General features: G+C 60.8%; 14 protein-coding genes. 7 read left to right on the top strand and 7 right to left on the bottom strand.

What is annotated here, in order from left to right:
• Nucleotides 1–25: 25 nt before the first annotated feature.
• Nucleotides 26–766, bottom strand: coding sequence for an electron transfer flavoprotein subunit beta/FixA family protein (locus Q5H92_RS12840; protein ID WP_305011934.1), 741 nt, complete (start codon nucleotides 764–766; stop codon nucleotides 26–28).
• Between the two features lie 153 nt (nucleotides 767–919).
• On the opposite strand from Q5H92_RS12840, the gene Q5H92_RS12845 reads away from it, so the two are divergent.
• The 6 genes from Q5H92_RS12845 to Q5H92_RS12870 all read left to right on the top strand — a co-directional run bounded on the left by Q5H92_RS12845 (nucleotide 920) and on the right by Q5H92_RS12870 (nucleotide 11649).
• The gene (locus Q5H92_RS12845) at nucleotides 920–1258 is read left to right on the top strand and encodes a tetratricopeptide repeat protein (RefSeq protein WP_305011935.1); all 339 of its coding nucleotides are present in this window, start codon (nucleotides 920–922) and stop codon (nucleotides 1256–1258) included.
• A 253-nt stretch (nucleotides 1259–1511) separates the two neighbouring features.
• On the top strand, nucleotides 1512–2342 hold the full coding sequence (locus Q5H92_RS12850; RefSeq protein ID WP_305011936.1) for a DUF937 domain-containing protein: 831 nt from the start codon (nucleotides 1512–1514) through the stop codon (nucleotides 2340–2342).
• Nucleotides 2343–2467: 125 nt separating this feature from the next.
• Entirely contained in the window at nucleotides 2468–3769 is a 1302-nt protein-coding gene (locus Q5H92_RS12855) for a TolC family protein (protein WP_305011937.1), read from the top strand.
• A 129-nt stretch (nucleotides 3770–3898) separates the two neighbouring features.
• Nucleotides 3899–4978, top strand: a complete 1080-nt coding sequence (locus Q5H92_RS12860; RefSeq protein WP_305011938.1) for an efflux RND transporter periplasmic adaptor subunit — start codon at nucleotides 3899–3901, stop codon at nucleotides 4976–4978.
• Between the two features lie 156 nt (nucleotides 4979–5134).
• Nucleotides 5135–8299: an efflux RND transporter permease subunit gene (locus tag Q5H92_RS12865; protein ID WP_305011939.1), complete on the top strand. Its 3165-nt coding sequence runs from the start codon at nucleotides 5135–5137 to the stop codon at nucleotides 8297–8299.
• A 206-nt stretch (nucleotides 8300–8505) separates the two neighbouring features.
• Nucleotides 8506–11649 carry an efflux RND transporter permease subunit gene (locus tag Q5H92_RS12870; protein WP_305011940.1) on the top strand — a complete coding sequence of 1048 codons (3144 nt, stop codon included), beginning with the start codon at nucleotides 8506–8508 and terminating at the stop codon, nucleotides 11647–11649.
• A 126-nt stretch (nucleotides 11650–11775) separates the two neighbouring features.
• On the opposite strand, the gene Q5H92_RS12875 is transcribed toward Q5H92_RS12870, so the two are convergent.
• The 5 genes from Q5H92_RS12875 to pseI form a co-directional block, all read right to left on the bottom strand.
• Complete coding sequence (locus Q5H92_RS12875; RefSeq protein WP_305011941.1) at nucleotides 11776–13263, bottom strand: lipopolysaccharide biosynthesis protein; 1488 nt, start codon at nucleotides 13261–13263, stop codon at nucleotides 11776–11778.
• A gap of 89 nt (nucleotides 13264–13352) precedes the next feature.
• The gene (locus Q5H92_RS12880; protein ID WP_501991676.1) at nucleotides 13353–14861 is read right to left on the bottom strand and encodes a DUF7033 domain-containing protein; all 1509 of its coding nucleotides are present in this window, start codon (nucleotides 14859–14861) and stop codon (nucleotides 13353–13355) included.
• Nucleotides 14765–16822, bottom strand: coding sequence for a LamG-like jellyroll fold domain-containing protein (locus tag Q5H92_RS12885; protein WP_305011943.1), 2058 nt, complete (start codon nucleotides 16820–16822; stop codon nucleotides 14765–14767). The genes Q5H92_RS12880 and Q5H92_RS12885 overlap by 97 nt, the downstream gene beginning before the upstream one ends.
• A 42-nt stretch (nucleotides 16823–16864) precedes the next feature.
• Nucleotides 16865–18169, bottom strand: a complete 1305-nt coding sequence (locus Q5H92_RS12890; protein ID WP_305011944.1) for a glycosyltransferase family protein — start codon at nucleotides 18167–18169, stop codon at nucleotides 16865–16867.
• Nucleotides 18154–19197: a pseudaminic acid synthase gene (pseI, locus tag Q5H92_RS12895; RefSeq protein ID WP_305011945.1), complete on the bottom strand. Its 1044-nt coding sequence runs from the start codon at nucleotides 19195–19197 to the stop codon at nucleotides 18154–18156. Before pseI ends, Q5H92_RS12890 begins: the two co-directional genes overlap by 16 nt.
• Before the next feature lie 88 nt (nucleotides 19198–19285).
• On the opposite strand from pseI, the gene Q5H92_RS12900 reads away from it, so the two are divergent.
• Complete coding sequence (locus Q5H92_RS12900; protein WP_305011946.1) at nucleotides 19286–20647, top strand: hypothetical protein; 1362 nt, start codon at nucleotides 19286–19288, stop codon at nucleotides 20645–20647.
• A 68-nt stretch (nucleotides 20648–20715) separates the two neighbouring features.
• On the opposite strand, the gene Q5H92_RS12905 is transcribed toward Q5H92_RS12900, so the two are convergent.
• A complete protein-coding gene (locus tag Q5H92_RS12905; RefSeq protein ID WP_305011947.1) occupies nucleotides 20716–21390 on the bottom strand; it encodes an HAD family hydrolase in 675 nt (224 codons plus the stop codon).
• Between the last annotated feature and the right edge of the window lie 83 nt (nucleotides 21391–21473).

Here is a 21473-nt window from a genome sequence, read left to right on the forward strand (position 1 = left end):
TTCCTTCGTCAGCATGACAGGCGATTTAGATAACCTTAGCTTCGTTGCGGAGCAGCTTAATCAGCTCGCCGGCGTTTTCGGGGTCGATGAGCTTCACGCCCTGCTTTTTGGGCGGCAGCGCAAACTCGGCCACCGTGGTGCGGGCGGGCTCGCCCACGGCGGGCACCACTTTCAAGGGCTTGGTGCGGGCCGTCATGATGCCGCGCATGTTGGGGATGCGGGGCTCGCACATGGGCTGCTGGCACGAGGCCACGAAGGGCGTGTTCACGCTCACAATTTCCTTGCCGCCTTCAATCTCGCGCTCCAGCGTGGCGGTGTTGCCGCTCATGTCCAGCTTCATGGCCGGCGCTACGGTCGGGATGCCCAGCATCTCGCCCACCATGCCGTGCACCTGGAAGCCGTTGTAGTCGATGCTTTCCTTGCCCATCAGAATCACGTCGTAGGCACCTTCTTTGGCGATGGCGGCAATCTGCTCGGCCACGAAGTAGGCGTCCGAAGGCGCGGCATTCACGCGGATGGCGTCGTCGGCGCCGATGGCCAGGGCCTTGCGGATGTTGGGCTCGGTGTCGGCTTCGCCCACGTTGAGGACGGTGACGGTGCCGCTGCCGGCCGCTTCCTTCAACTCGATGGCGCGGGTGAGGGCGTATTCGTCCCAGGGGTTAATCACGAACTGCACCCCGGCCTTGTTGAACTCCTTGTTATCGGGCGTGAAGGTGATTTTGGTGGTCGTGTCGGGCACGTTGGAAATACAAACCAGAAACTTCATTGAAAGAGGGTTTGGGTGGCGAAATCAGTGAAAAAAGGCTGCATGCATAACAACCTATAGAAGCTTGCCGGTTTCCGGAAGCGCATCAATTAGAACCAAATGCCGCAGAAAAGCCGCAATTTTGCCCCAAAGGTAAACAAAACTCCCTCCCTGATGAACACTCCGGCCACCCGTTTGCAGCAGCTACTCGCTTTCTACGAAGACGACCCTACCGACGCCTTCACCATCTACGCGCTGGCCACCGAATACCGGGCCCAAGAACCGGAGCGGGCCTGGGAATATTATCAGAAGCTGCTCAGCGAACACCCCGATTACGTGGGCACTTACTACCACGCCGGCAAGCTGTTGGAGCAGTTTGGGAAGAAAGACGAGGCCGAAAAGGTTTACCGCACCGGCCTGACCGTGGCCCGTAAAGCCGGCCAGCAGCACGCCGCCAGTGAGTTGCTACAAGCGCTAAACAGCTGCCTGGGACTCGACTATGAGGACGACTAACAGCTTATAGAAGTCGGCTTACATGGTTAATAGCCGCGTAAATGCAGCCAGATAGCAAGGCTATGTTAGACTGTAGGTTGTTTTTAACCGGAGCATTACGATGTTAAACTGGCAGATTCATTTGTTGGGCTGGTAAATGCCATAATTCGGCGTTAATATCATAAGTCTGCGTTTTTTGTGTGGTTATTTTGCTTGAAATAAGATTGGTTAAAATTAATCCCGGTACATTCTCTTTTTCTGCTGGATGCCTAGCGTGCTCGACACCGTCAAAGCTGCCTTCTCGCGCGAATTGGTGCGCCACGTGGCGAGCCGACTCGGGGAGGCAGAGTCGGGCGTAGGCAAAGCGGTTGGTGGTATTGTTCCGATGGTGCTGTGTGGGCTGGTAAACCAGGCAGGCAGCGGGGCCAGTCAGGCCGTTTTCAACCTTAGCCGTCAGGCGTGGCTGGGCACGCATTATAATGTGAGCACCACCACGGGCGTGCTGGGCGTGCTAGGCAGCAACTTTGCCAGCGGCAACAGCCTGGTGCAAGGGCACGATGTGCTGGAAAAACTATTCGGTATCGGCAGCCACGTCCTCATTGAACCCATCAGCGCTTTTGCGGGCATCCGGGTAGAGTCGGCCGACACGTTGTTGAAGCTGGCGGGGATGGTATTGCCGGCCTTGCTGGGCCAATACGCCGCCAGCCGCCAACTGCAGGCCGTGGGGCTGGCATCGGAGTTGGCGGCCATTAAAGGGCCGGTGCGGGCCATGCTACCTGCTGGCTTGCAGGGCCTGGTGGGCCTGTTGTGGCTGAGTGGCATGGCTACCGGCACAAAACAGCCCGATGCGCCTACCCGCAGCCTGACGTCGGTGGTGCGTGCCCGGGCCGTGGCTGCCATGGAATGGACCGTGCGGCGCTCCAGCATGTTGGTAGTTTTGGTGGGTGGGGTGGTGATGCTTTGCTTTATGCTGGCCGAAACGGCGGGCAACGAAGCACCCGTGCGCCCGGCCGCGGTGCAGCTGCCGGCCACCGCCGTGAGCTTGGAAATGGAAGCCGATTCGGGGCCCCGCCCGCTCGAAACAAAAGAACTGGGCTTATTCTAAGCGCGGCGCTGGCCCGGTGAAAACCACTGTTCACCGAGTATTCGTATTCGTTCGTAGCCTTGAAAAATCATTCATTTTATCCTCATGCGGCTCCCTTCATCTTTGTCGGGTAATCAACGCTGAGTATGTTCCGTCTACGCTTTATCGCCCTCCTGGGGGCCGGGTTGCTCACCGCCGGCGCGGCCGCAGCCCAAACCCCGGCCGCTGCCCCGGCCGATACCATCCGCCTGACGCTGCCGCAGGCCGAGCAGCAGTTCTTTCAGAATAACCTGGCCGTGCTGGCCCAGCAGTACAATGTGACGGTGGCTCAGGCACAGGCCGTGCAGGCCCGCCTGATTGACAACCCGACCCTTTATGTAGAGCAGGACGTGCTGCGCCGCCGCATCAGCCGGCCCGTGGTGCCCGAGGGCACGGCGGGCAGCGAGGCCGTGGTGAGCGTGCAGCAGTTGTTTTCGCTGGCCGGGCGCCGCAAGGCCGCCGGCCTTGCCGCCCAGCAGGGCGCCGTGGTGGAACAGTACAACCTGCAGGACCTGCTGCGCAACCTGCGCTACCAGTTGCGCACCACGTTTTATGACGTGTACTTCAAGCAGCAAACGCTGAAGGCATACGCCACCGAAATCAGCTCGCTCACCCGCACTGTGGGGCTGTACCAAACGCAGTATGAGAAGGGCAACGTGGCGCTGAAAGAGGTGATTCGGCTGCGGGCCTTTCTTTTTACGCTGCAAAGCGAGCGGCAGACCTTGCTGAATGACGTGGCCTCGGACCAGACCGACCTGCACGTGCTGCTGCGCGACGCGACCGCCAGCCAGTTTGCGCCGCAGGTGGATACGCGCCGCACCCGCGACCTCACTTTGACCGGATACCCGGAGCAGGCGCTGATTGATACGGCCCTGGTGCGCCGCACCGACCTCAATGCCCGCCGCGCCACGCTGCAACAGCAAAACCTGAACCTGAAGCTGCAGCAGAAGCTGGCCGTGCCCGACCTGGCCGTGGGCTACACCTACGACAAAGCCGGCTCCTACATCAACAACTACAATGCCCTGACGCTGGGCATGGCTGTGCCACTCTTCAACCGCAACCAGGGCAACATTCAGGTGGCCAAGGCCCAGATTGCCAGCAGCCAGTTGCTGGTGGACCAACAGCAACTGGTGGTGCAGAGCGAAGTACATCAGGCCTACCAACTGGCGGCCCGCAACGACGAGCTGTTCCAGAACACCGACCGCGACACGGCCCCCTTTGCGCGGCTGATGGTGGGCATCGAGCAGAGCTACGCCAAGCGCATCCTGAGCGTGGTAGAATACCTGGATTTTTTCGAGTCTTACAAGAATAACCTAGTGCAGCTGAACACCTTGCGCGCCAACCGCGTGCGGGCGTTTGAGCAACTGAACTTTGCCGTGGGCAAGCCGGTGTTCCGCGCCGACCAATAAGACGAACGTCATGCAGAGCGCAGCGAAGCATCTCGCGTGCCGCCACTAATCCTGACGAATTGAATTACTACCACAGGCGAGATGCTTCGCTGCGCTCTGCATGACCCGCCTTTTAGCATTAAAAACCCAATGAACCGTCCTTTCCTGGCCTTGCTGGCCGCCGTGGCCCTCGCCGGCTGCTCCAAACCCGAAGTCAAAGAAGAAAAGAAGGAGGGCTTCAAGCTTTCCGACACCATGATGTCGCAGATTGTGCTGGATACGGTACGCCTGCGCCCGGTGCAGGACGAGCTGGTGCTGACCGGCGAAATCCAATCGGACGGCGATAATACCGTGAAAGTGTACCCGCTGGTGGGCGGCGTGGTGGAGCAGCTGAAAGTGCAGCTCGGCGACAAAGTGACCAAGGGCCAGGTGCTGGCCGTCATCAAGTCGAGCGAGATTGCCGACGTGCAGAACCAGACCACCGCCGCGACTTCCGACTATGACATTGCCCGGAAAAACCTGGCCGTGGCCGAAGACATGTACAAAGCCGGCCTGAACTCGGAGCGCGATGTGGTGCTGGCCCGTGCGGAGGTGACCAAGGCCCGCGGCACGGTGGGCAAGAACATCAAGCAGTTGAGCGTGTACGGCGTGGGCAAGGACGGCGTGTACGAGTTGCGGGCGCCCATCTCGGGCTTCATTACCGAGAAAAACGCGACGGAACACGAGCAGTTCAACAACGACAATGTGGGCAACCTGTTCACGGTGAGCAACCTGGACGATGTGTGGATTATGGCCAACGTGTTTGAGTCGGACATCTCAAAGGTGAAAGTGGGCTACTCGGCCGACGTAACCACGCTGAGCTACCCGGACAAGCATTTCCGGGGCAAGATTGACAAGGTGTTCAACGTGCTCGACCCCGACAGCAAGGTGATGAAGGTGCGCGTGCGCCTCGAAAACCCCGGCTATCTGCTGAAGCCGGAGATGTATGCGCAGGTGCGCGTGGAGAACACCGAAGGCGCCAAGGCCCTGGCCGTGCCCGCCAAATCGGTGGTGTTTGATAAGGACCGCAACTTCGTGATGGTGTACAAGGACCGCACCCACGTGGAAACCCGCCCCGTGACCCTGACCAAAACCGTGGGCGACTACAGCTATGTGAGCACCGGCCTCAAGCCTGGCGACGTCGTTATCGCCAAGGACCAACTGCTCGTGTACGACGAGTTGAACGACTAGGTCATTTAACAATTAACATTTATCATTTAACATTTTTCAATCAGCCTTTACGAGGCTGGGCTGGCCGCGCCTTGCGCTTGTGGCTGATGAAAAAGCAGAATGGTGAAGGTTGATTATGAGTTGTTAAATGATAAATGTTAATTGTTAAATGACATCATGAATAAGTTCATTCAAGGCATCATTGCTTTCTCGCTCAAGAACAAAGGCTTCATCTTCCTCATGACCTTGGTGGTGGTGGTGATGGGCGTGGTGAGCTACCGGAACACGCCCATCGAGGCTTTCCCGGATGTGACCAATACCGAAATCACCATCATCACGCAGTGGCCCGGCCGCTCGGCCGAGGAGATGGAGAAGTTCGTGACCGTGCCCATCGAAATCGCGCTGAACCCGGTGCAGAAAAAGGCCTCCGTGCGCAGCACTACGCTGTTTGGGCTGTCGGTGGTGAAGGTGATTTTCGACGACGGCGTGGACGACGCCTTCGCCCGCCCGCAGGTGAACAACCTGCTGCGCGAAGTGGATTTGCCCGACGGCATCACGCCCGACGTGCAGCCGCCTTACGGCCCGACCGGCGAAATCTACCGCTACACGCTGGAAAGCAAAACCAAAACCGTGCGCGAGCTCAAAACCCTGCAGGACTGGGTGATTGAGCGTAATCTGAAAGCCGTGCCCGGCGTGGCCGACGTGAACAGCTTCGGCGGCGAGGTGAAGGACTACGAAATCGCGGTGAACCCCGGCAAGCTGCAAGACTTCGGCCTCACGCCGCTCGACCTGTATAACGCCGTGCAGCGTTCCAACATCAACGTGGGCGGCGACGTCATTAACCAGGGTCAGCAGAACTACGTGGTGCGCGGCATCGGCCTGCTGAACAACATCGGCGACATTAACAACACAGTGATTCGCAACGTGAACGGCGTGCCCATCCTGGTGCGCGACGTGGCCAAGGTGACCGAAAGCGCCCTGCCGCGCCTGGGCCAGGTGGGCCGCGGCCTGCAGGACGACAAGCTCGAAGGCATTGTGGTGATGCGCAAGGGCGAAAACCCCTCGGAAGTCATTGCCCGCCTGCATGATAAGGTGGACGAGCTGAACAGCAAAATTCTGCCGCCCGACGTGAAGATGAAGACCTTCTACGACCGGCAGCAGCTCATCGATTTCTCGACAGAGACGGTGATTCACAACCTGATGGAAGGCATTGTGCTGGTCACGCTCATCGTGTTCCTGTTCATGGCCGACTGGCGCACCACGGTCATTGTGTCGGTGATTATTCCGCTGGCGCTGCTGTTTGCCTTCATCTGCCTGCGCCTGCGCGGCATGAGCGCCAACCTGCTCAGCATGGGCGCCATCGACTTCGGCATCATCATCGACGGCGCGGTGGTGATGGTGGAAGGACTGTTCGTGGCCCTCGACCACCGGGCGCACGAGCTGGGCATGGAGCGGTTCAACAAGCTCTCCAAGCTGGGGCTGATTAAGAAGTCGGGCCGCGACATGGGTAAGTCGATATTTTTTGCTAAGGCCATTATTATCACGGCCTTGCTGCCGATTTTTTCCTTTGAGAAAGTGGAAGGCAAGGTGTTCTCACCGCTGGCCTGGACGCTGGGCTTTGCCCTGTTGGGCGCGCTGATTTTCACCCTCACGTTGGTGCCGGTGCTGGTGAGCATCCTGCTGAAAAAGAATGTGAAGGAGAAAGACAACTTCTTCGTGCGCGGCGTGAACCGGGGCGCCGAGCGGTTCTTCGCCTTCACCTACGCCCGCAAAACGGCCAGCCTGGTCATTGCCTTTGCCGTGACGGCGGTGGGGCTGTACTCGTTCTCCTTCTTAGGTTCAGAGTTTTTGCCGGAGCTGAACGAGGGCTCGATTTACGTGCGGGCGCAGCTGCCGCTGAGCATCAGCCTGCAGTCATCGAACGAGCTGTGCAACCAGATGCGGCGCGACTTCCTGAGCTTCCCTGAGGTGAGCGACGTGGTGAGCCAGACCGGCCGGCCGAACGACGGCACTGACCCCACGGGCTTCTACAACAACGAGTTTCTGGTGCAGCTCAAGCACACGCCAGAAGTAGAGAAGAAGATGAAATCCAAAGCCTATCGCGAGGATTTGGTGGAGCGCATGAAGGCCAAGCTCGACAAGTTTACGGGCGTCGATTTCAACTTCTCGCAGCCCATCACCGACAACGTAGAGGAAGCCGCCTCGGGCGTGAAAGGCTCCATCGCCGTCAAGATTTACGGCACCGACCTGGCCACGCTCGAAGCCAAGGCCCGCGAGGTGTACGAGGTGCTGAAAACGGTGAAAGGCATTGACGACCTGGGCGTACTCCGCAACATCGGCCAGCCGGAGTTCCACGTCGACCTCGACGAAAGCCGGATGGCCAGCTACGGCGTGAGCAAGTCGGACGCCGCGGCGGTGCTGGAAATGGCCGTGGGCGGCAAGGAAGCCACCCAACTCTACGAAGGCGAGCGTAAATTCCCCATCCGCGTGCGCTACGAGCCCCAGTTTCGCCAGACGCCCACCGAGATTTCGGGCCTGATGGTGCCCACGCAGTCGGGCAAAACCATTCCGCTCACGGAAATTGCCAACATCGGCTCCGTCACGGGCCCCAGCCTGATTTACCGCGACGACAACCGCCGATTTGCCGCCGTGAAGTTCAGTATCCGGGGCCGCGACATGGGCTCTACCATCAAGGAAGCCCAGGAAAAAGTGAACCGCCACGTGGCCCTGCCCAAAGGCTACGAGCAGAAATGGACCGGCGACTTCGAGAACCAGCGCCGCGCCACGCAGCGCCTCACGCAGGTGGTGCCCATCTCGCTGGGCCTCATCTTCTTCATCCTGTTCATCCTTTTCGGCAACCTGAAAGACGCCGGGCTGGTGCTGCTCAACGTGCCGTTTGCCATCATCGGCGGCATCGCGGCCCTGCTGATTACGCACACCAACTTCTCGATTTCGGCCGGCATTGGCTTCATCGCGCTGTTCGGCATCTGCATTCAGAACGGCGTGATTCTCATCTCGGTCTTCAAGCAGAATCTGGTGAAAAAGCACACGCTCGACCACAGCATCAACGAAGGCGTGATTTCGCGGGTGCGCCCCGTGGTGATGACGGCCCTCATGGCCACCATCGGCCTGATGCCGGCCGCCATCAGCACCGGCATCGGCTCGGAAACTTCCAAGCCGCTGGCCATCGTGGTGATTGGCGGGCTGATAACGGGTACCATCCTCACACTCTTTATCTTCCCGCTGGTATTTGAGCGCTTCTACCGCTCCGAGCACACGCACTACGGCGACGATTTGGCCGCTGAGCGTGCCGGCAGCCGCCAGACGGTGGGGGCGCATTAATTTAGCGTGGACTCTGCGAGTCCGCGCCCGAACGAACGACCCGACATCGCGCGGACTCGAAGAGTCCACGCTACACAACCAAAGGCCCGCTGCCCCATCCGGCAGCGGGCTTTTTCGTGCCTGCTTACTTCATCTAACCCTCACCGATTATTCACCAACTTTTCACCAGATTCTCATTTTCTGCCTCGTCCCACCCGATTTTATTCATGAATAAGTTTATTTCCGGCATTGTTGGCTTCTCGCTGAAGAACCGCTTCTTCATCTTCTTCATGACGGCGCTGCTGGTGGCCGGGGGCTCCTACAGCTACATGCACACGCCCATCGAGGCGTTTCCCGACGTTACCAACACCCAGATGATTATCGTGAGCCTCTGGCCCGGCCGCTCGGCCGAGGAGGTGGAGCGGTTTGTGAGCACGCCCATCGAGGTGGCCATGAACTCGGTGCAGATGAAGAGCAATATGCGCAGCATCAGTATGTTTGGCTTGTCGGTACTCAAGATAAACTTCGAGGACAACGTGGAGGACTTCTTCGCCCGACAGCAGGTGAACAACCTGCTGAGCGGGGTGAACCTACCCGCTGGCTGCGACTCGCACGTGCAACCGCCGTACGGGCCGACGGGCGAGATTTTCCGCTACACCGTGCAGAGCCGGACCCCGCGGAGCACCAACGAGCTACTGGCCATTCAGGACTGGACGGTGGAGCGGCAGCTGAAATCGGTGCCCGGCGTGGCCGACATCGCGGCCTTTGGCGGTACTCGTAAAGTGTACGAAATCAGCGTGAATCCCGCCATGCTGGCCAAGTACGACATGACGCCGCTGGAGGTGTACGACGCCGTGCAGAAGTCGAACCTGAACGTGGGCGGCGACGTGATTGAGAAGAATTCGCAGAGCTACGTGGTGCGCGGCATCGGCCTGCTCACCAAGCCCGAGGACATCGGCAACATCATCGTCAAGGACGTGAACAACGTGCCCATCTTGGTGCGCAACGTAGCGAAAGTGACGGAGAGCAATGCCCCGCGCGTGGGCCAGGCCGGCCTCGACGACCAGGGCGACGTGGTGGAGGGCATCGTGATTATGCGCAAGGGCGAAAACCCCGCCGAGGTGCTGGGCCGGGTGAAAGCTAAAATCGCGGAGCTGAACGAGAAAGTGCTGCCCAACGGCGTGTACCTCAAGACGTTCTACGACCGCGATGTGCTGATGGAGCACTGCACGCACACCGTCATTCACAACCTGATTGAAGGCATTGTGCTGGTGACGCTCATCGTGCTGCTATTTATGGCCGATTGGCGCACCACGCTCATCGTGGGCGTGGTGGTACCGCTGGCGCTGCTGTTCGCCTTTGTGTGCTTGCGGCTGAAAGGCATGAGCGCCAACCTGTTGAGCATGGGTGCCATCGATTTCGGCATCATCATCGACGGGGCGGTGGTGATGGTGGAGGGCATCTTCGTGGTGCTCGACCACAAGGCCCAGAAGGTGGGCATGGAGAAATTCAACAAGCTGGCCAAGCTGGGGCTGATTCGGAAGACCGGCGGCGAGCTGGGCAAGGCCGTCTTCTTCGCCAAGCTCATCATTCTGACCTGTTTGCTGCCAATTTTTGCCTTCGAGAAAGTTGAGGGCAAGATGTTCAGCCCACTAGCCTACACGCTGGGCTTCGCGCTGGTAGGCGCGCTGATTCTGACGCTCACCTTAGTACCGGTGCTGTGCTCCCTGCTGCTGAACAAGAACGTGAAGGAGAAGCACAACCCCATTGTAAGCTTCTTTGACAACATCGTGACCAAGGCCTTTGGCTTCACCTACCGGCACAAGCTGCTGAGCTTCGGCGTGACGATGGCCGTGGTGGTGGCGGGCCTGTATTCGTTCAATTTCCTGGGCTCGGAGTTTCTGCCGGAGCTGAACGAGGGCGCGCTGTGGGTGGAAACCAAGCTGCCGATGTCGTCTTCTTTGACGGAAACTAATAAGATGGCGGCCAATTACCGGCGCATCCTACGCTCGTTCCCGGAGGTGACGTCGGTGCTCAGTCAGACGGGCCGCTCGAACGACGGCACCGACCCCTCGGGCATTTACTACGTGCAGGCCCAGGTCAACCTCAAGCCCAAGGAGGAGTGGAAGCGCAACATCACCAAGGAGCAGCTGATTGAGGAGATGGACAAGAAGCTGAAGGAGTACCCCGGTATCATTTTCAACTACTCGCAGCCCATCATCGACAACGTGGAGGAGGCCGTGGCCGGCATTAATGCGGCGCTGGCGGTGAAGATTTTCGGCAACGACCTCAAAGAGCTCGACGGCAAGGCCAACGAGGTGATGCGCGTGCTCAGCGGCGTGCGCGGCGTGAAAGACCTGGGCATTCTGCGCAACCTGGGCCAGCCCGAAATGAGCGTGCGCCTCGACCAGACCCGCATGGCCGCCTACGGAGTCCAAACCGCCGACGCCCAGACCGTGGTGGAAATGGCCGTGGGCGGAAAGGCTGCCACCCAGATTTATGAAGGCGAGCGCAAGTTCGACGTGACCGTGCGCTACCCCAAGCAGGACCGCGACACCGAGGGCAAAATTGGCGAGCTGCGCGTGCCCACCATCCGCGGCAGCAAGGTGGCGCTCAAGGAGATTGCCGACATCGGCACGAGCAATGGCCCCGCCTTCGTGTACCACGACAATGGCCAGCGCTTCATCGCCGTGAAGTTCAGCATCCGCGACCGGGACATGGGCTCCACCATCGCCGAAGCGCAGAAAAAGATGGACCAGGCCATCAAGCTCGGCAAGGGCTACCGCATCGAGTGGGCCGGCGAGTTTGAAAACCAAGTGCGGGCCACCAAACGCCTCTCGCAGGTGGTGCCGGTGTCGCTGGTCATCATTTTCATCCTGCTCTTCATCACCTTCGGCAACGGCAAGGACGCCGCGCTAGTACTGGCCAACGTGCCGTTTGCCCTCATCGGCGGCATCGCGGCACTGCACCTCACGGGCGTGAACTTCTCGATTTCGGCGGGTATCGGCTTCATCGCCCTGCTCGGCATCTGTATTCAGAACGGCATTGTGCTCATCACCGTGTTCAAGGAAAACCTGCGCAAGAAGATGAGCCTGACCGACAGCCTGCGCCTGGGCGTGGCCTCCCGCGTGCGCCCCGTGGTGATGACGGCCCTCATGGCCATGATTGGCTTGTTTCCGGCGGCCCTCAGCACCGGCATCGGCTCCGAAACGCAGAAGCCGCTGGCCATCGTCGTCATCGGCGGGCTCGTGACGGCCACGGTGCTCACACTGCTGATTTTCCCGCTCATCTTCGCCTTCTTCTACCGCGAAATGAACCAGAACGGGCCGTCGCCGAAGCGGCGCCGGAAAGCGGAGCTGGTGGGAGCGTGACCTCACCCTGCCGTCCACCTCACCCCTGACGCCTCTCCTGTGGAGGGGGAACCGGTTCGTAAATTCGACTCCATCATTGAGTTCGTCAAAAGCAAAACCGGTGCCCCCTCTTTTTTGGAGAGGGGGTCAGGGGGTGAGGTTACGGCCGCGCAACTTGCCCAGCAGCGCCACCGCCTCTGGCGCCGTGCCCGTGAGCAGCACGCCCGCGCCGTAGAGCACCGTGAGCACGCCGCCGCGCATGAGCAGCGTGAGCCAGATATTACCCAACTCCGGCAGCGCCCATGCGGCAAAACCAGCCACCGCGGCCACCGCCAGAATACGCGGAATGCGGGTATCGAAGGGCTGCAGGCCGTAGGTATGCCATACAAACCAGGTGCGGATGGAGTTGATGCCGACCAAGGCAATGCAATAAGCCAGGGCGGCGCCTTCGAGCCCGTAGCGCGGAATCATTACCCAGTTCAAGCCCACGATAAGCAGGGCCAGCGACACGTTGAACCCTAGGTCGTAGCGGTAGCGTGGGGAAGTGACGACGATGGTACCGTTCACTCCGGTGATGCCGTCGAACAGCCGGCCGGCCAGTAGCAGAAGCACGGCCCCGGCCCCAGCTGCGTATTCGGGCTTGTGGATGAGGCCGAAGATGAAATTTAGATTCAGGCCGATGCCAAGGGCCAGATAGCAGCCCAACAGCGTGTTCAGGCGGGTGACGCGCTGGTAAAACAGGCCCATCTTCGGCAGGTCGCCTTCTTTCCAGTATTCGGCAATGAGCGAAAAGGCCGTTTTATTGAGGGCACGAAAGGGGAGGGTGAGGGCCGTGCTCACGTTGGTGGCCAGCAAGTAGATGCCGCCCGCGGCCAGGCTGAGCTGGGTGCCCACCATAAAGTTATCGACTTGTAGCAGCACCGTGCCTGAAATGTTGCTCAGCAGCGCGAAGCCCCCAAAGGCCAGCATTTCGCCCAGCGGTTTCACGCGCAAAGCGGCGCGCGTGGGCCGCAGGTGCAGCTCGCCAATGGCCGCCAGATATACGGCCAGCAGCAGCGCCACTACGGCGTACGCCCCGGCGTACGCTGCCACGAAACCCGCGAAGCTGAGGTAGTGTGCGCTGTAGGCCAAGGCGGCGGCCACAATCAGTAACCGCAACAGAATTTCCTGGCAAAAGGAAGCAAACGAGGTGTGAAACAGCGACTTCAGGTAAGCATCCTGCAGCGCGCCGAGCATGATGACGCCCGCCAGCGCAATGGCTACGCCGTAGTGCGGCGCCACCAGCGCGGCATCCTCGGCTTCGTACCAGCTCAGCACCAAGGGTTTGCCCAAAGCCATGAGCACCGCCACCACCGCAAAGCCCAGCAGCGGCAGCCCCAGCAGTAGCGGCAGAAACCCAGCGTGGTTGCGCCCTTGGTTGCGGAAATATGGGAAGTAGCGCAGCCCCGCACTGGCAAACCCGAACATACTCAGCTGCGCTCCGATGGTGGCCAGGAACACCAACACCCCCACCAGCCCGAGCTGGCTGGTAGTTATTAGCCGCGGCAGCACGAAAACGGTGTTGGCGAAACCGATGGCCAGACCGATGTAGGAAATCAGGGTGTTGCGGATGCCCTGGCGCTGAACAATGCCCAAATGGTGAATGCGTAAATGAGTAATGAGTAACGTGGGCTTGCTCTTGATATTGAGTTGGCACGGCAACTATGGCAGCCGCGAAGCAGAGGTTACCGGCCGCAAAGTTCGGCCACAATCTGGCGTCCGGTGAGAAAAACGGCGCCGCGGCGGCGCAGGTCGTTCATGATTTCGGCAAACTGGTGCGGGCCGGTAGTGGTATTGGCCGGGTCGAAATGGTCGTTGTGCCACAGCACCGTGGCCACGCCGCCGAAGCGCTCAATTTCCTCAAACATGGGCTTGATAGCTGGAAGGATTTCGGCCGGGCGGAGCTGCAAATAGTTGGGGTGGTGCAAGGTGGCATCCATCACATTCAGCGGAATTTCCAGGAAAGAATGGGCCTGGGCGCGCTCAAAATCAAACGGATAAAAGGGCAGACAGTATGAATTTCGAAACCCAAAATGTTCGGCAAAGCCCAAGGTCGAATCGTAGCGAAAGCCGGCCGCGGCCACCACGCCGGGCGTGCGCCGCGGCTCCCAGCAGAGGTAGTGAAACCGGTTGCCCGCCAGCCCTGCTGAGCCGTATTGCCCCACTTCTTCCCGCAGCCGTGTTACATCGGCCGCGGTACCGTAGCTGCCGTGGCTGGCCGTTTCGGCGCCATTGGCTTCTAGCTGGCGAAGCCGTTTCAGCAGGGAGGAATCGATTTTGTAGTCGGCGTTGGCCGTGCCGTTGGGGGCGGGCTGGGAACTGCTCAGCATGAAAAACGTGGATGGTGCTCCCAAACGGGTGGTTTCGGCCTGCACGTGCTCCAGGTTGTTCCAAGGGGCGGGCCGGCCTGTGGCCTTGCCAAGCAGCGCACGGCCGGCGTCGAACAGCTTGCCGTGCCTCAGGTCGCGCCGGATGGCCGTCCCCCAACCGCCGTGCAGGCTGTCGATGTCGTGTGTAATAAAGCTGGCGAAAGCCGCGCCTTGCCAATGGCGCGGCTGCAAGGCTTGCCCGCTCACGTGTTCCACGGCAGTTTTCAGCACGTCGAAGTAGTAGTTAACCACTGGCAGGGCCACGAAACTGTATTGCTGCTGCACACTGGCGGAGTAGGGGAAGCGCCCGTGCCGGTCGCGCTCCACGGAGAAAAATTCCTGCCAGCCGCTGAGCAGGTAGAAAGCTGCCGAAACAACGTCCGCATTGATGGTTGCGGCTCCTTTTGCCAGCGCCAACAGCGGAGTTGCCGTCTCGGAATCAAAGAAGAAGGGGATTTGCCGGCCGGCCCAGCTGCGCCAGCTGGGAGCCGGCGGGTGCGGGATGGTTTCTGTAAAAAAAGCTCCTGCTTTATCCGCAACTGTTACGCCGGCTGGCGTTGGCTCATAGCCAATGGCCACCCTCTGCGCGGCTGGGTAGGCTTGCCAGAAATGCTGCAACACGTAAGCCAGCCGCACCGCTGGCGTAATTGCCGGCCAAGCTTGGATTGAAGATGCGGAAAATGCCGGAGCTGCCATACACCGCGAAGATAGCCGCCGGGCCCACGCGGCTAGCGCATCACCTCCAGCCAGCCTTTGTAGATGAAGCCGGTGGCCGGGCGGCGCAGCAGCACGTAGTACACGCCGGGCGCCGCGTCGGCGCCCCATTCGTTGTGATAGTTGGCGGTTTGGAAAACAGCCCGGCCCCAGCGGTTATACACCTCAAGCGCCCAGCCTTCGCCCTTCAGGCCCTGCACCGTGAACTGGTCGTTGCGCTTGTCGCCGTTGGCTGTCACGATGTTGGGCACTTTTAGGCAGGAGGCCACGACCACCGTGCGGCTGGCGCTTTGCTCGCCGCAGGCCGTCATCACCCGCAACGCGTAGCGCCCCGTAGTCTGAACCGTGAGTTGGCGGTTGGTCGAGCCATCTGACCACTGGTAGCGCAGCGCCGCCCCGGCGGGGCCTTGCAGCAGCAACTGGTCGCCCTCGCACAGGGTCGTATCGGCGCCCAGGGTGAAAGCTGGGGGCAAGCCGGCCGCGTTGAGGCGCACCGTGCGGCGGGCCGCAATGGTACAGCCTGTGCCGTACGTTACCGTCACGGTATAAGTGCCGGGCTGGGCGATGGGGGCGGTAGCGGTGGTGGCGCCAGTCGACCACAAAAACGCCGTTGCCCCGGGAGCCGCCGCGGTTAGGGCAGTGCTAGTACCGGCACATACCACTGAGTCGCCCGTGATGGCCAGAACGGGAGCGGCCACCGTGCGCACCGTGCGCCGCAGCACCCGCGTGCAGCCCGAGGCGAAGTTCACAGTCGCCGTGTAGGTGCCGGGGGCCAGATTGGTGACGGTGGGGGTCGTCGCGCCGTTGCTCCATTGCACCGTGAACGTAGCTGGCGAAGTTAGTGTCAATTGAGTGCGGGTTCCGTTGCAAATGATGGAGTCGCCGGTGATTTCGGCCGCCGATACAATGCCGGGGCTCAGGATGTATTCGCCGCGATAAGTGGCATTCTGAAGCAATGAGGAATTGCCGGATATTGGCAGCTGGCCGCTCGATATCCAGCCCAATTCGTTGCTGATGCGCGAGTACGCACTTCGACAATAAGGGCCGGCAACCGGGCGAATGCGGATGGCATAAGTATTGGCGGTTGCCGTGGCTCCAACCGTGAATACTCCGACGTAATTGGTCGTTGCTGCTCCCGGCGGAGCAATTGACGGAGAACTGTTTACCGTGTAAATCTGCACTCCCCGCGCCAACGCCGAAACTCCGCTGACCACGGCCGAATCGCCAGAAATAGTAGCCAGGGCCACTCGGCTGCCGGCCGGCCAGGAACTCTGGTATAAGTTAGCGCTGGCATCGCCGAGCGGTGCGCCGGAAAGATGCCAGGTGCCGCTGATATTCAGCAGGGTGGCGTTGGTGGGCACGGCGCCGTTGTCGAGGGCGACGAGGCCGCTGCTTTGGTCGAGGCGGTAATAGGCCACGAGGGCGGCGGGTGCCGTGGCAAATTTGCGGCACATGTTGTCCCGGATTTCGGTTGCCGTGCGGGCCGTACGCCACACCCGCACCTCATCGAGGTCGCCGTTGAAATACTGGCCGCTTTGCACGTCGTAGCTGCCAATCACCATGGGCGTGCTGGTGGTGAGGTCGGATTGGGACGCCGAGTAGGTGCCCGTGTTTTCCAGCACACCGTCCACATAAATCTGCCAGGTGCTGAAGTTGCAGACGCCAGCCAAGTGGTGCCACTTACCGTCATCGATACGGGCAAGGGAAGCGCCCGAGGACATGTATTGCCCGATGCCAATGCGGCCGTTGAAATAAGCGTTGCCGCCCAGAATGGCGAGGTGGTAGCCCTTTTCTTCGAGCAGCGAGTTATAATATTTCCCCAAAATCCACTGGTAGGCGCTACTCGATGTTTTTATCCACGCCTCCACCGTGACCTGCTGGGTGATGCCCCGGTTGCTGGTGCCACAGCTGAGGTAGCTGTTGTAGCCGTTGAAGGTTAAGGAGTTGCCGGAGCCGGGCAGGGTTTGCGCGTGCGCAGCCGGGAAGTCCCCGGCCAATAGGGCCAAAGCCAGCAGGGCGTGGCAAAAGTAGCGGGCGAAACGGGAGAAGAATGGGGTAGAGGATGCCAGCATAAGCGCGAAAGAAATAATCCGAAAGGAATCAAAACAGCAATATTACACCAGCCAGCCGGATAAATGGCGAAGGGCCAAAGCCTGACTATGCCCTTCGTAGTCGGTGCCCAATGTGGCATTGTAATAATTGGCTCGCCGGAAGAGGCTGGCCGGCTTGGCCGCTTGGTACCGGAGCAGCAAAGCCTTGAGCGTGGCCAGGTCGCGGGCCTCGTCAATCAGGCCATGCGCCACGTAGCCGTAGTAGTCGTTGACGGCAGCATTGTCGCTGAATTGGTAGTAGATGCTCACCAGATTGAGCAAGGTCGCCTCCAGATGGGTGGAGGTGTCGGCCGCAATCAAAGCATCGTGCTGCTGCAGGAACGCAAACACGTTTTCCTGCCTCGAATCGGACCACTGCAAGGCGGGCAGCGCCCGCTGCAGCGGCTGAAAATCCCGGGTGTCGCTCGGGTGCGGCCGCAGCGTGAAGGTGAGGCCCGGTAACTCCTGCATCAGGTAGGTGAGGGTGGCGGCCAGGGCCGGCAGCGGGTCGTGCACGTTGCAGGCCAAGCCCACGCGGGCCACGGCAGGCTGCATGTTCTTGCTCCCCAGGAAAGCATCCGCCTTGGGCATGCCCACCAGCTCCACCTGGCCCCGCACCGGGCCGCACTGCCGGTACTTGTCCAGCGCGTCCTGGCCTTCGAGCAAGCTCAGGTCGAAGCCCAGGGGCGGGAAGCTGGTGCTCACGCTGGCGTGCTGGATGTAGGCCGTGGGTACGCCCTCGGCGCGGCAGGCCAGTAGCAGCGAGCGGGTGTCGTCGTTGTGGTCGTTGGAGAACACCACGGCGCGCGGCCGGTAGTGGCGCAGGGCCCGGCGATACACTTCGTAGTAGCCGATGGCGTAGAAAATAAAATCAAAATACCGCCACGCCCGGCGCCCTTCCGAGCGCAGCAAGCCAATGAACACTATGGGAAATTGCCAGTAGTACAGCAGCTTGCGCCGCAGCGACAGCCGATTTACCTGCCCGGCGTAGCGCCCGATGTTCTTGGCCTGCCCGGCCAGCAGCACGGCATCGGTGCGGGCATCTTTGATAAAGGCCAGCGCATCGTAGTTGTTGGCGCTCACCACGTAGAGCCACACCTTGCCGTGTAGGTTTTCGCGGTTTTTGATGGGTTGGAAAATATTACCCACCAGCCGCAGGCCCGCGTAGCCCAGCACCCGCGCCAGCCGCTTGAACGGATTGGCCGGCGAAATACTGGCCATGGCCGCCGCTGGTAACGACGCATACACGTCAGAGAACCGCAGTTGCAGAATGTCGCGCAACCGCGCCAGTAGCGGCAGGGTGCGCGGCGGCACTACAGGGCCTCCCACGTGAGCGGAGTGCCGGGCTTGAGGTCCTTTACGGCTTTGCGGCCCAGCACCGTTTCCCAGTGCCGGGGCCAGAGGCCGTCGCCGGGACGAATGATTTTCAGGTTATCCGTCGTGAGTTCTTCGCCGGCTGCAATGGGTTTGGCCACGTAGATGCTGCGTTTGTAGAGGCGGCTTTTTTCTTCGCCCGTCTGGATGCAGAGCTGCACCCCGCCCAGCGCTTGGTGGGCGCGCTCGGTTTCTTCCACCAGCAGCTTCAGCTCGTGCGGTTCCAGCGAAAAGGCCGAATCCACGCCACCCTCGGCGCGGCTGGTGGTGAAGTGTTTCTCGATGACGCAGGCGCCCAAGGCCACGGCGGCCACGCTGGCGCCCACGCCCATGGTGTGGTCGCTCAGGCCGATGGGGCAGCCGAAGGTTTCGGCCAGCACCGGGATGGTGCGCAGGTTGGTGTTGGCCGGCGAGGCAGGGTAGGTGCTGGTGCATTTCAGCAGCACCAGCTCGCGGCAGCCGGCCTCGCGCAGCACTCGCACGGCGTCGTCAATCTCGGCCAGGGTGGCGGCGCCGGTGCTCACAATCACGGGCTTGCCGGTGGCGGCCACCTTGCGTAGCAGCGGCCAATGGGCGTTTTCGAAGGAGGCGATTTTGTAGGCCGGCACGTCCAGCGTTTCCAGAAAATCCACCGCCGTTTCATCAAACGGTGAGCTGAAGGCCAGCATGCCGTGTTGCCGGGCGCGGGCAAACAGCTCGGCGTGCCACTCCCAGGGCGTGTGCGCTTCCTGGTAGAGCTGGTACAGGTTCTTGCCCTCCCACAGCGACTGCCCTTCCTCGTCGATGGCAAAGCCGGTGTCCATCGTAATAGTATCGGCAGTGTAGGTCTGTAGCTTCAGGGCATCCACGCCGGCGGCGGCGGCGGCATCCACGAGGGCCAGGGCGCGTTCGAGGCTCTGGTTGTGGTTGCCCGACATTTCGGCGATGATAAACGGCTTGTGCGCGGGACCCACGGGGCGGCCGCCAATGTTGATTTCAGTCATGTGCAGGTAAAGCCAAGAGGCGGCGTAAAGGTAATGCCTCGGACAGGCAAGCCTATTTCGCTGCGCCTTTACTTTGCGGTCCCCTGCTATGGCTCTCCGTTTTTTCTTCCGTCAACTGGCCCGTGTGGCCCGCGCCCACCCGCACACCGTGCGGTGGCTGGCGGGCGGCGGAGTGGTTTGGGTGGGGCTGTGCTTCGCGCTGGGCTACCGCCTGCCGGCTTTCGACCGGCATCCGGACTGGCGCGGTTTTCCGGCGCTCAACAACCCGCATTTGGTGGTAGAGGAAATTCCCGACTCCATTTTCGGGCACCGGTACAGCCACCGTTTCCCCTACCCAAGCGAAGCGGCCACGGTTGTCAGGCGAGGTACATTGGCGGGGATGGACCCTGACTCAACGATGGAAATAACCAGCGGCTATGTGGTCCGAAAAGGATGGCTGGCAGGGCGGGACAGTGCCGTGGATTTAGAGATAACCGACGGTTTGGAATTTTATGACGACTACCGCCGCAATCTGAAAAACTTCCGTTCGCTCGGCTTTCAAGTAACTGAAAACGAATTTGAATCTGACATTCACATGCACCTCTGGACAGGGGGCAACGACCCAGGCCGGCCCAGTGAGCCCTGGAGCCCCGGATTCTACCAATTGGGCTACGAGTATTTGCAGTTGAATTTTGGAGGCGAAACCGGGTTTTTCAAGGACCGGCAGTCCTCCATGTCCACTTCGCTCGACGGCTTCTACCAATACAACCACCCCACCTCCCGCCAGGACACCCTGTACCTGCGCTACGGCCCCGACAACACCAATTACCGGGTGTACGTGAGTGCTCAACCCCAGCCCCGTGAGCTGGAATGGGCCGTGACCAATAACTCGCCCGATGAGGTGCAGTTCACGGTTCGCTACGCGCTGGATTCGCTGCCGCTAACCCAGGCAGAGCAAGCCCGCTTCACGCAGACGCACGAAGTCAGCCCGCCGGTCAACACCGCGGGGCGCGTCAGGGGATGGGGGCCCGTCGACCATGTAAGCTGGCACAACGGCCGGTGGTACCGGGTGTTCGCTGTGGGCAGCGTAAACCCAATTTTCGGCTCGGACCCGCGCAGCCGGGTGGAGGTTATCGACCTGGCCGCCGGTGTCATCACCTACCGGCTGCCGTCGCATAGCTCACAGGGGTTGCTGCGCACCCCGGTGCTGGGCCGCCCCCCGAAATGGTGGTCGTGGGGCCTAAAATTGTCGCCGCCCATCATGAGCACCTGGCTTCGCGGCGAGGGAATGTACACGGTGCGGTGGCAAGGCGACCGATTAGCCGATATGTTCCGCCCCGACCGCTCCGTGCAGGAATACGACCTCGCTGCTCCTGACCGCTTCACCATTACAGTCGGTCCTAAGCTGAAGCCCGAACTCAGCCCATGGATGAGTTGTAAGTACGCCTTCCGCGACTTGGTTGGTCGGTGAGCAGCCGCAGCCCTTGCTCCCGGCAACGCTGGCCGCACCAGTTTGCCATAGTCAGTAACGGGGGCGGGTTAGCTTGCTAAATCAGCTATAAATTCCGCCGTCAGTTCATCCAAGGAATGAATGCTACGGTCGGCCGCGTGCGCCGCATCGGCTTCGAGGTGGGCGTAGTTGCCCCGCAGAATACGCACCGTTTTGAAGCCCAGCGGCTTGATGCCTACAAAATCCTTGCGCACGTTGTCGCCCACATAAATGACTTGGCCCGGCGCCACCCGCTCGCGGCGGCAAATCAGCTCGAACACGTGCGGGTCGGGCTTGGCGCGGTGGCGGCCGTAGCGGTTGGTGAGGTAGGCGTGGCGCACCCGGCCGCCTAGGTTCAGCGCCGCCACCTTGCGCGCCTGCACTTCCTTGTGCCCGTCGGTCACGATGTAGAGCGGCCATGCAACAAAGCGGGTGAGGCAGCGCTCGGCGTCGGGGTACAGGCTTAGCTCAGGCTTGTGCTGGCGGTATGCGCGCAGGCAGGCGGCCACCAGCGTCTTGCTCCAGCGCCCATAGCGGCGCAGCACGTTATCGAACACCTGGCCCCGTCCCTGCGCAGCTTCTTCGGCAATCATGCCAGCGGCCAATGTTTCGGCAGGTACACTCAGCAGCGGGCTCAGAAATACCGCCACCGCCCGGAAGCCGCTGTGCACGTAGCTCAGCTCGGGGTAGAGCGTGTCGTCAAGGTCGAAAACGAGAACGGGCATGGGCGTAAAGACGCAACATTTTGCGTCTCGTCGTTGAACGATAACGCTTGGAATATTCGAGCGGCGCGGTTCCGCTCGTTCAA

Origin of the sequence: Hymenobacter mellowenesis (genome assembly GCF_030581005.1) — a bacterium.
Taxonomy (GTDB): Bacteria; Bacteroidota; Bacteroidia; order Cytophagales; family Hymenobacteraceae; genus Hymenobacter; species Hymenobacter mellowenesis.

Excerpts from the sequence above, each read along its gene's own strand:
- Q5H92_RS12840 (WP_305011934.1), bottom strand. The coding sequence starts at position 766 with ATGAAGTTTCTGGTTTGTATTTCCAACGTGCCCGACACGACCACCAAA.
- Q5H92_RS12845 (WP_305011935.1), top strand. The coding sequence starts at position 920 with ATGAACACTCCGGCCACCCGTTTGCAGCAGCTACTCGCTTTCTACGAA.
- Q5H92_RS12855 (WP_305011937.1), top strand. The coding sequence starts at position 2,468 with ATGTTCCGTCTACGCTTTATCGCCCTCCTGGGGGCCGGGTTGCTCACC.
- Q5H92_RS12860 (WP_305011938.1), top strand. The coding sequence starts at position 3,899 with ATGAACCGTCCTTTCCTGGCCTTGCTGGCCGCCGTGGCCCTCGCCGGC.
- Q5H92_RS12865 (WP_305011939.1), top strand. The coding sequence starts at position 5,135 with ATGAATAAGTTCATTCAAGGCATCATTGCTTTCTCGCTCAAGAACAAA.
- Q5H92_RS12870 (WP_305011940.1), top strand. The coding sequence starts at position 8,506 with ATGAATAAGTTTATTTCCGGCATTGTTGGCTTCTCGCTGAAGAACCGC.
- Q5H92_RS12880 (WP_501991676.1), bottom strand. The coding sequence starts at position 14,861 with ATGGGGCGCCGACGCGGCGCCCGGCGTGTACTACGTGCTGCTGCGCCG.
- Q5H92_RS12885 (WP_305011943.1), bottom strand. The coding sequence starts at position 16,822 with ATGCTGGCATCCTCTACCCCATTCTTCTCCCGTTTCGCCCGCTACTTT.
- pseI (WP_305011945.1), bottom strand. The coding sequence starts at position 19,197 with ATGACTGAAATCAACATTGGCGGCCGCCCCGTGGGTCCCGCGCACAAG.
- Q5H92_RS12900 (WP_305011946.1), top strand. The coding sequence starts at position 19,286 with ATGGCTCTCCGTTTTTTCTTCCGTCAACTGGCCCGTGTGGCCCGCGCC.
- Q5H92_RS12905 (WP_305011947.1), bottom strand. The coding sequence starts at position 21,390 with ATGCCCGTTCTCGTTTTCGACCTTGACGACACGCTCTACCCCGAGCTG.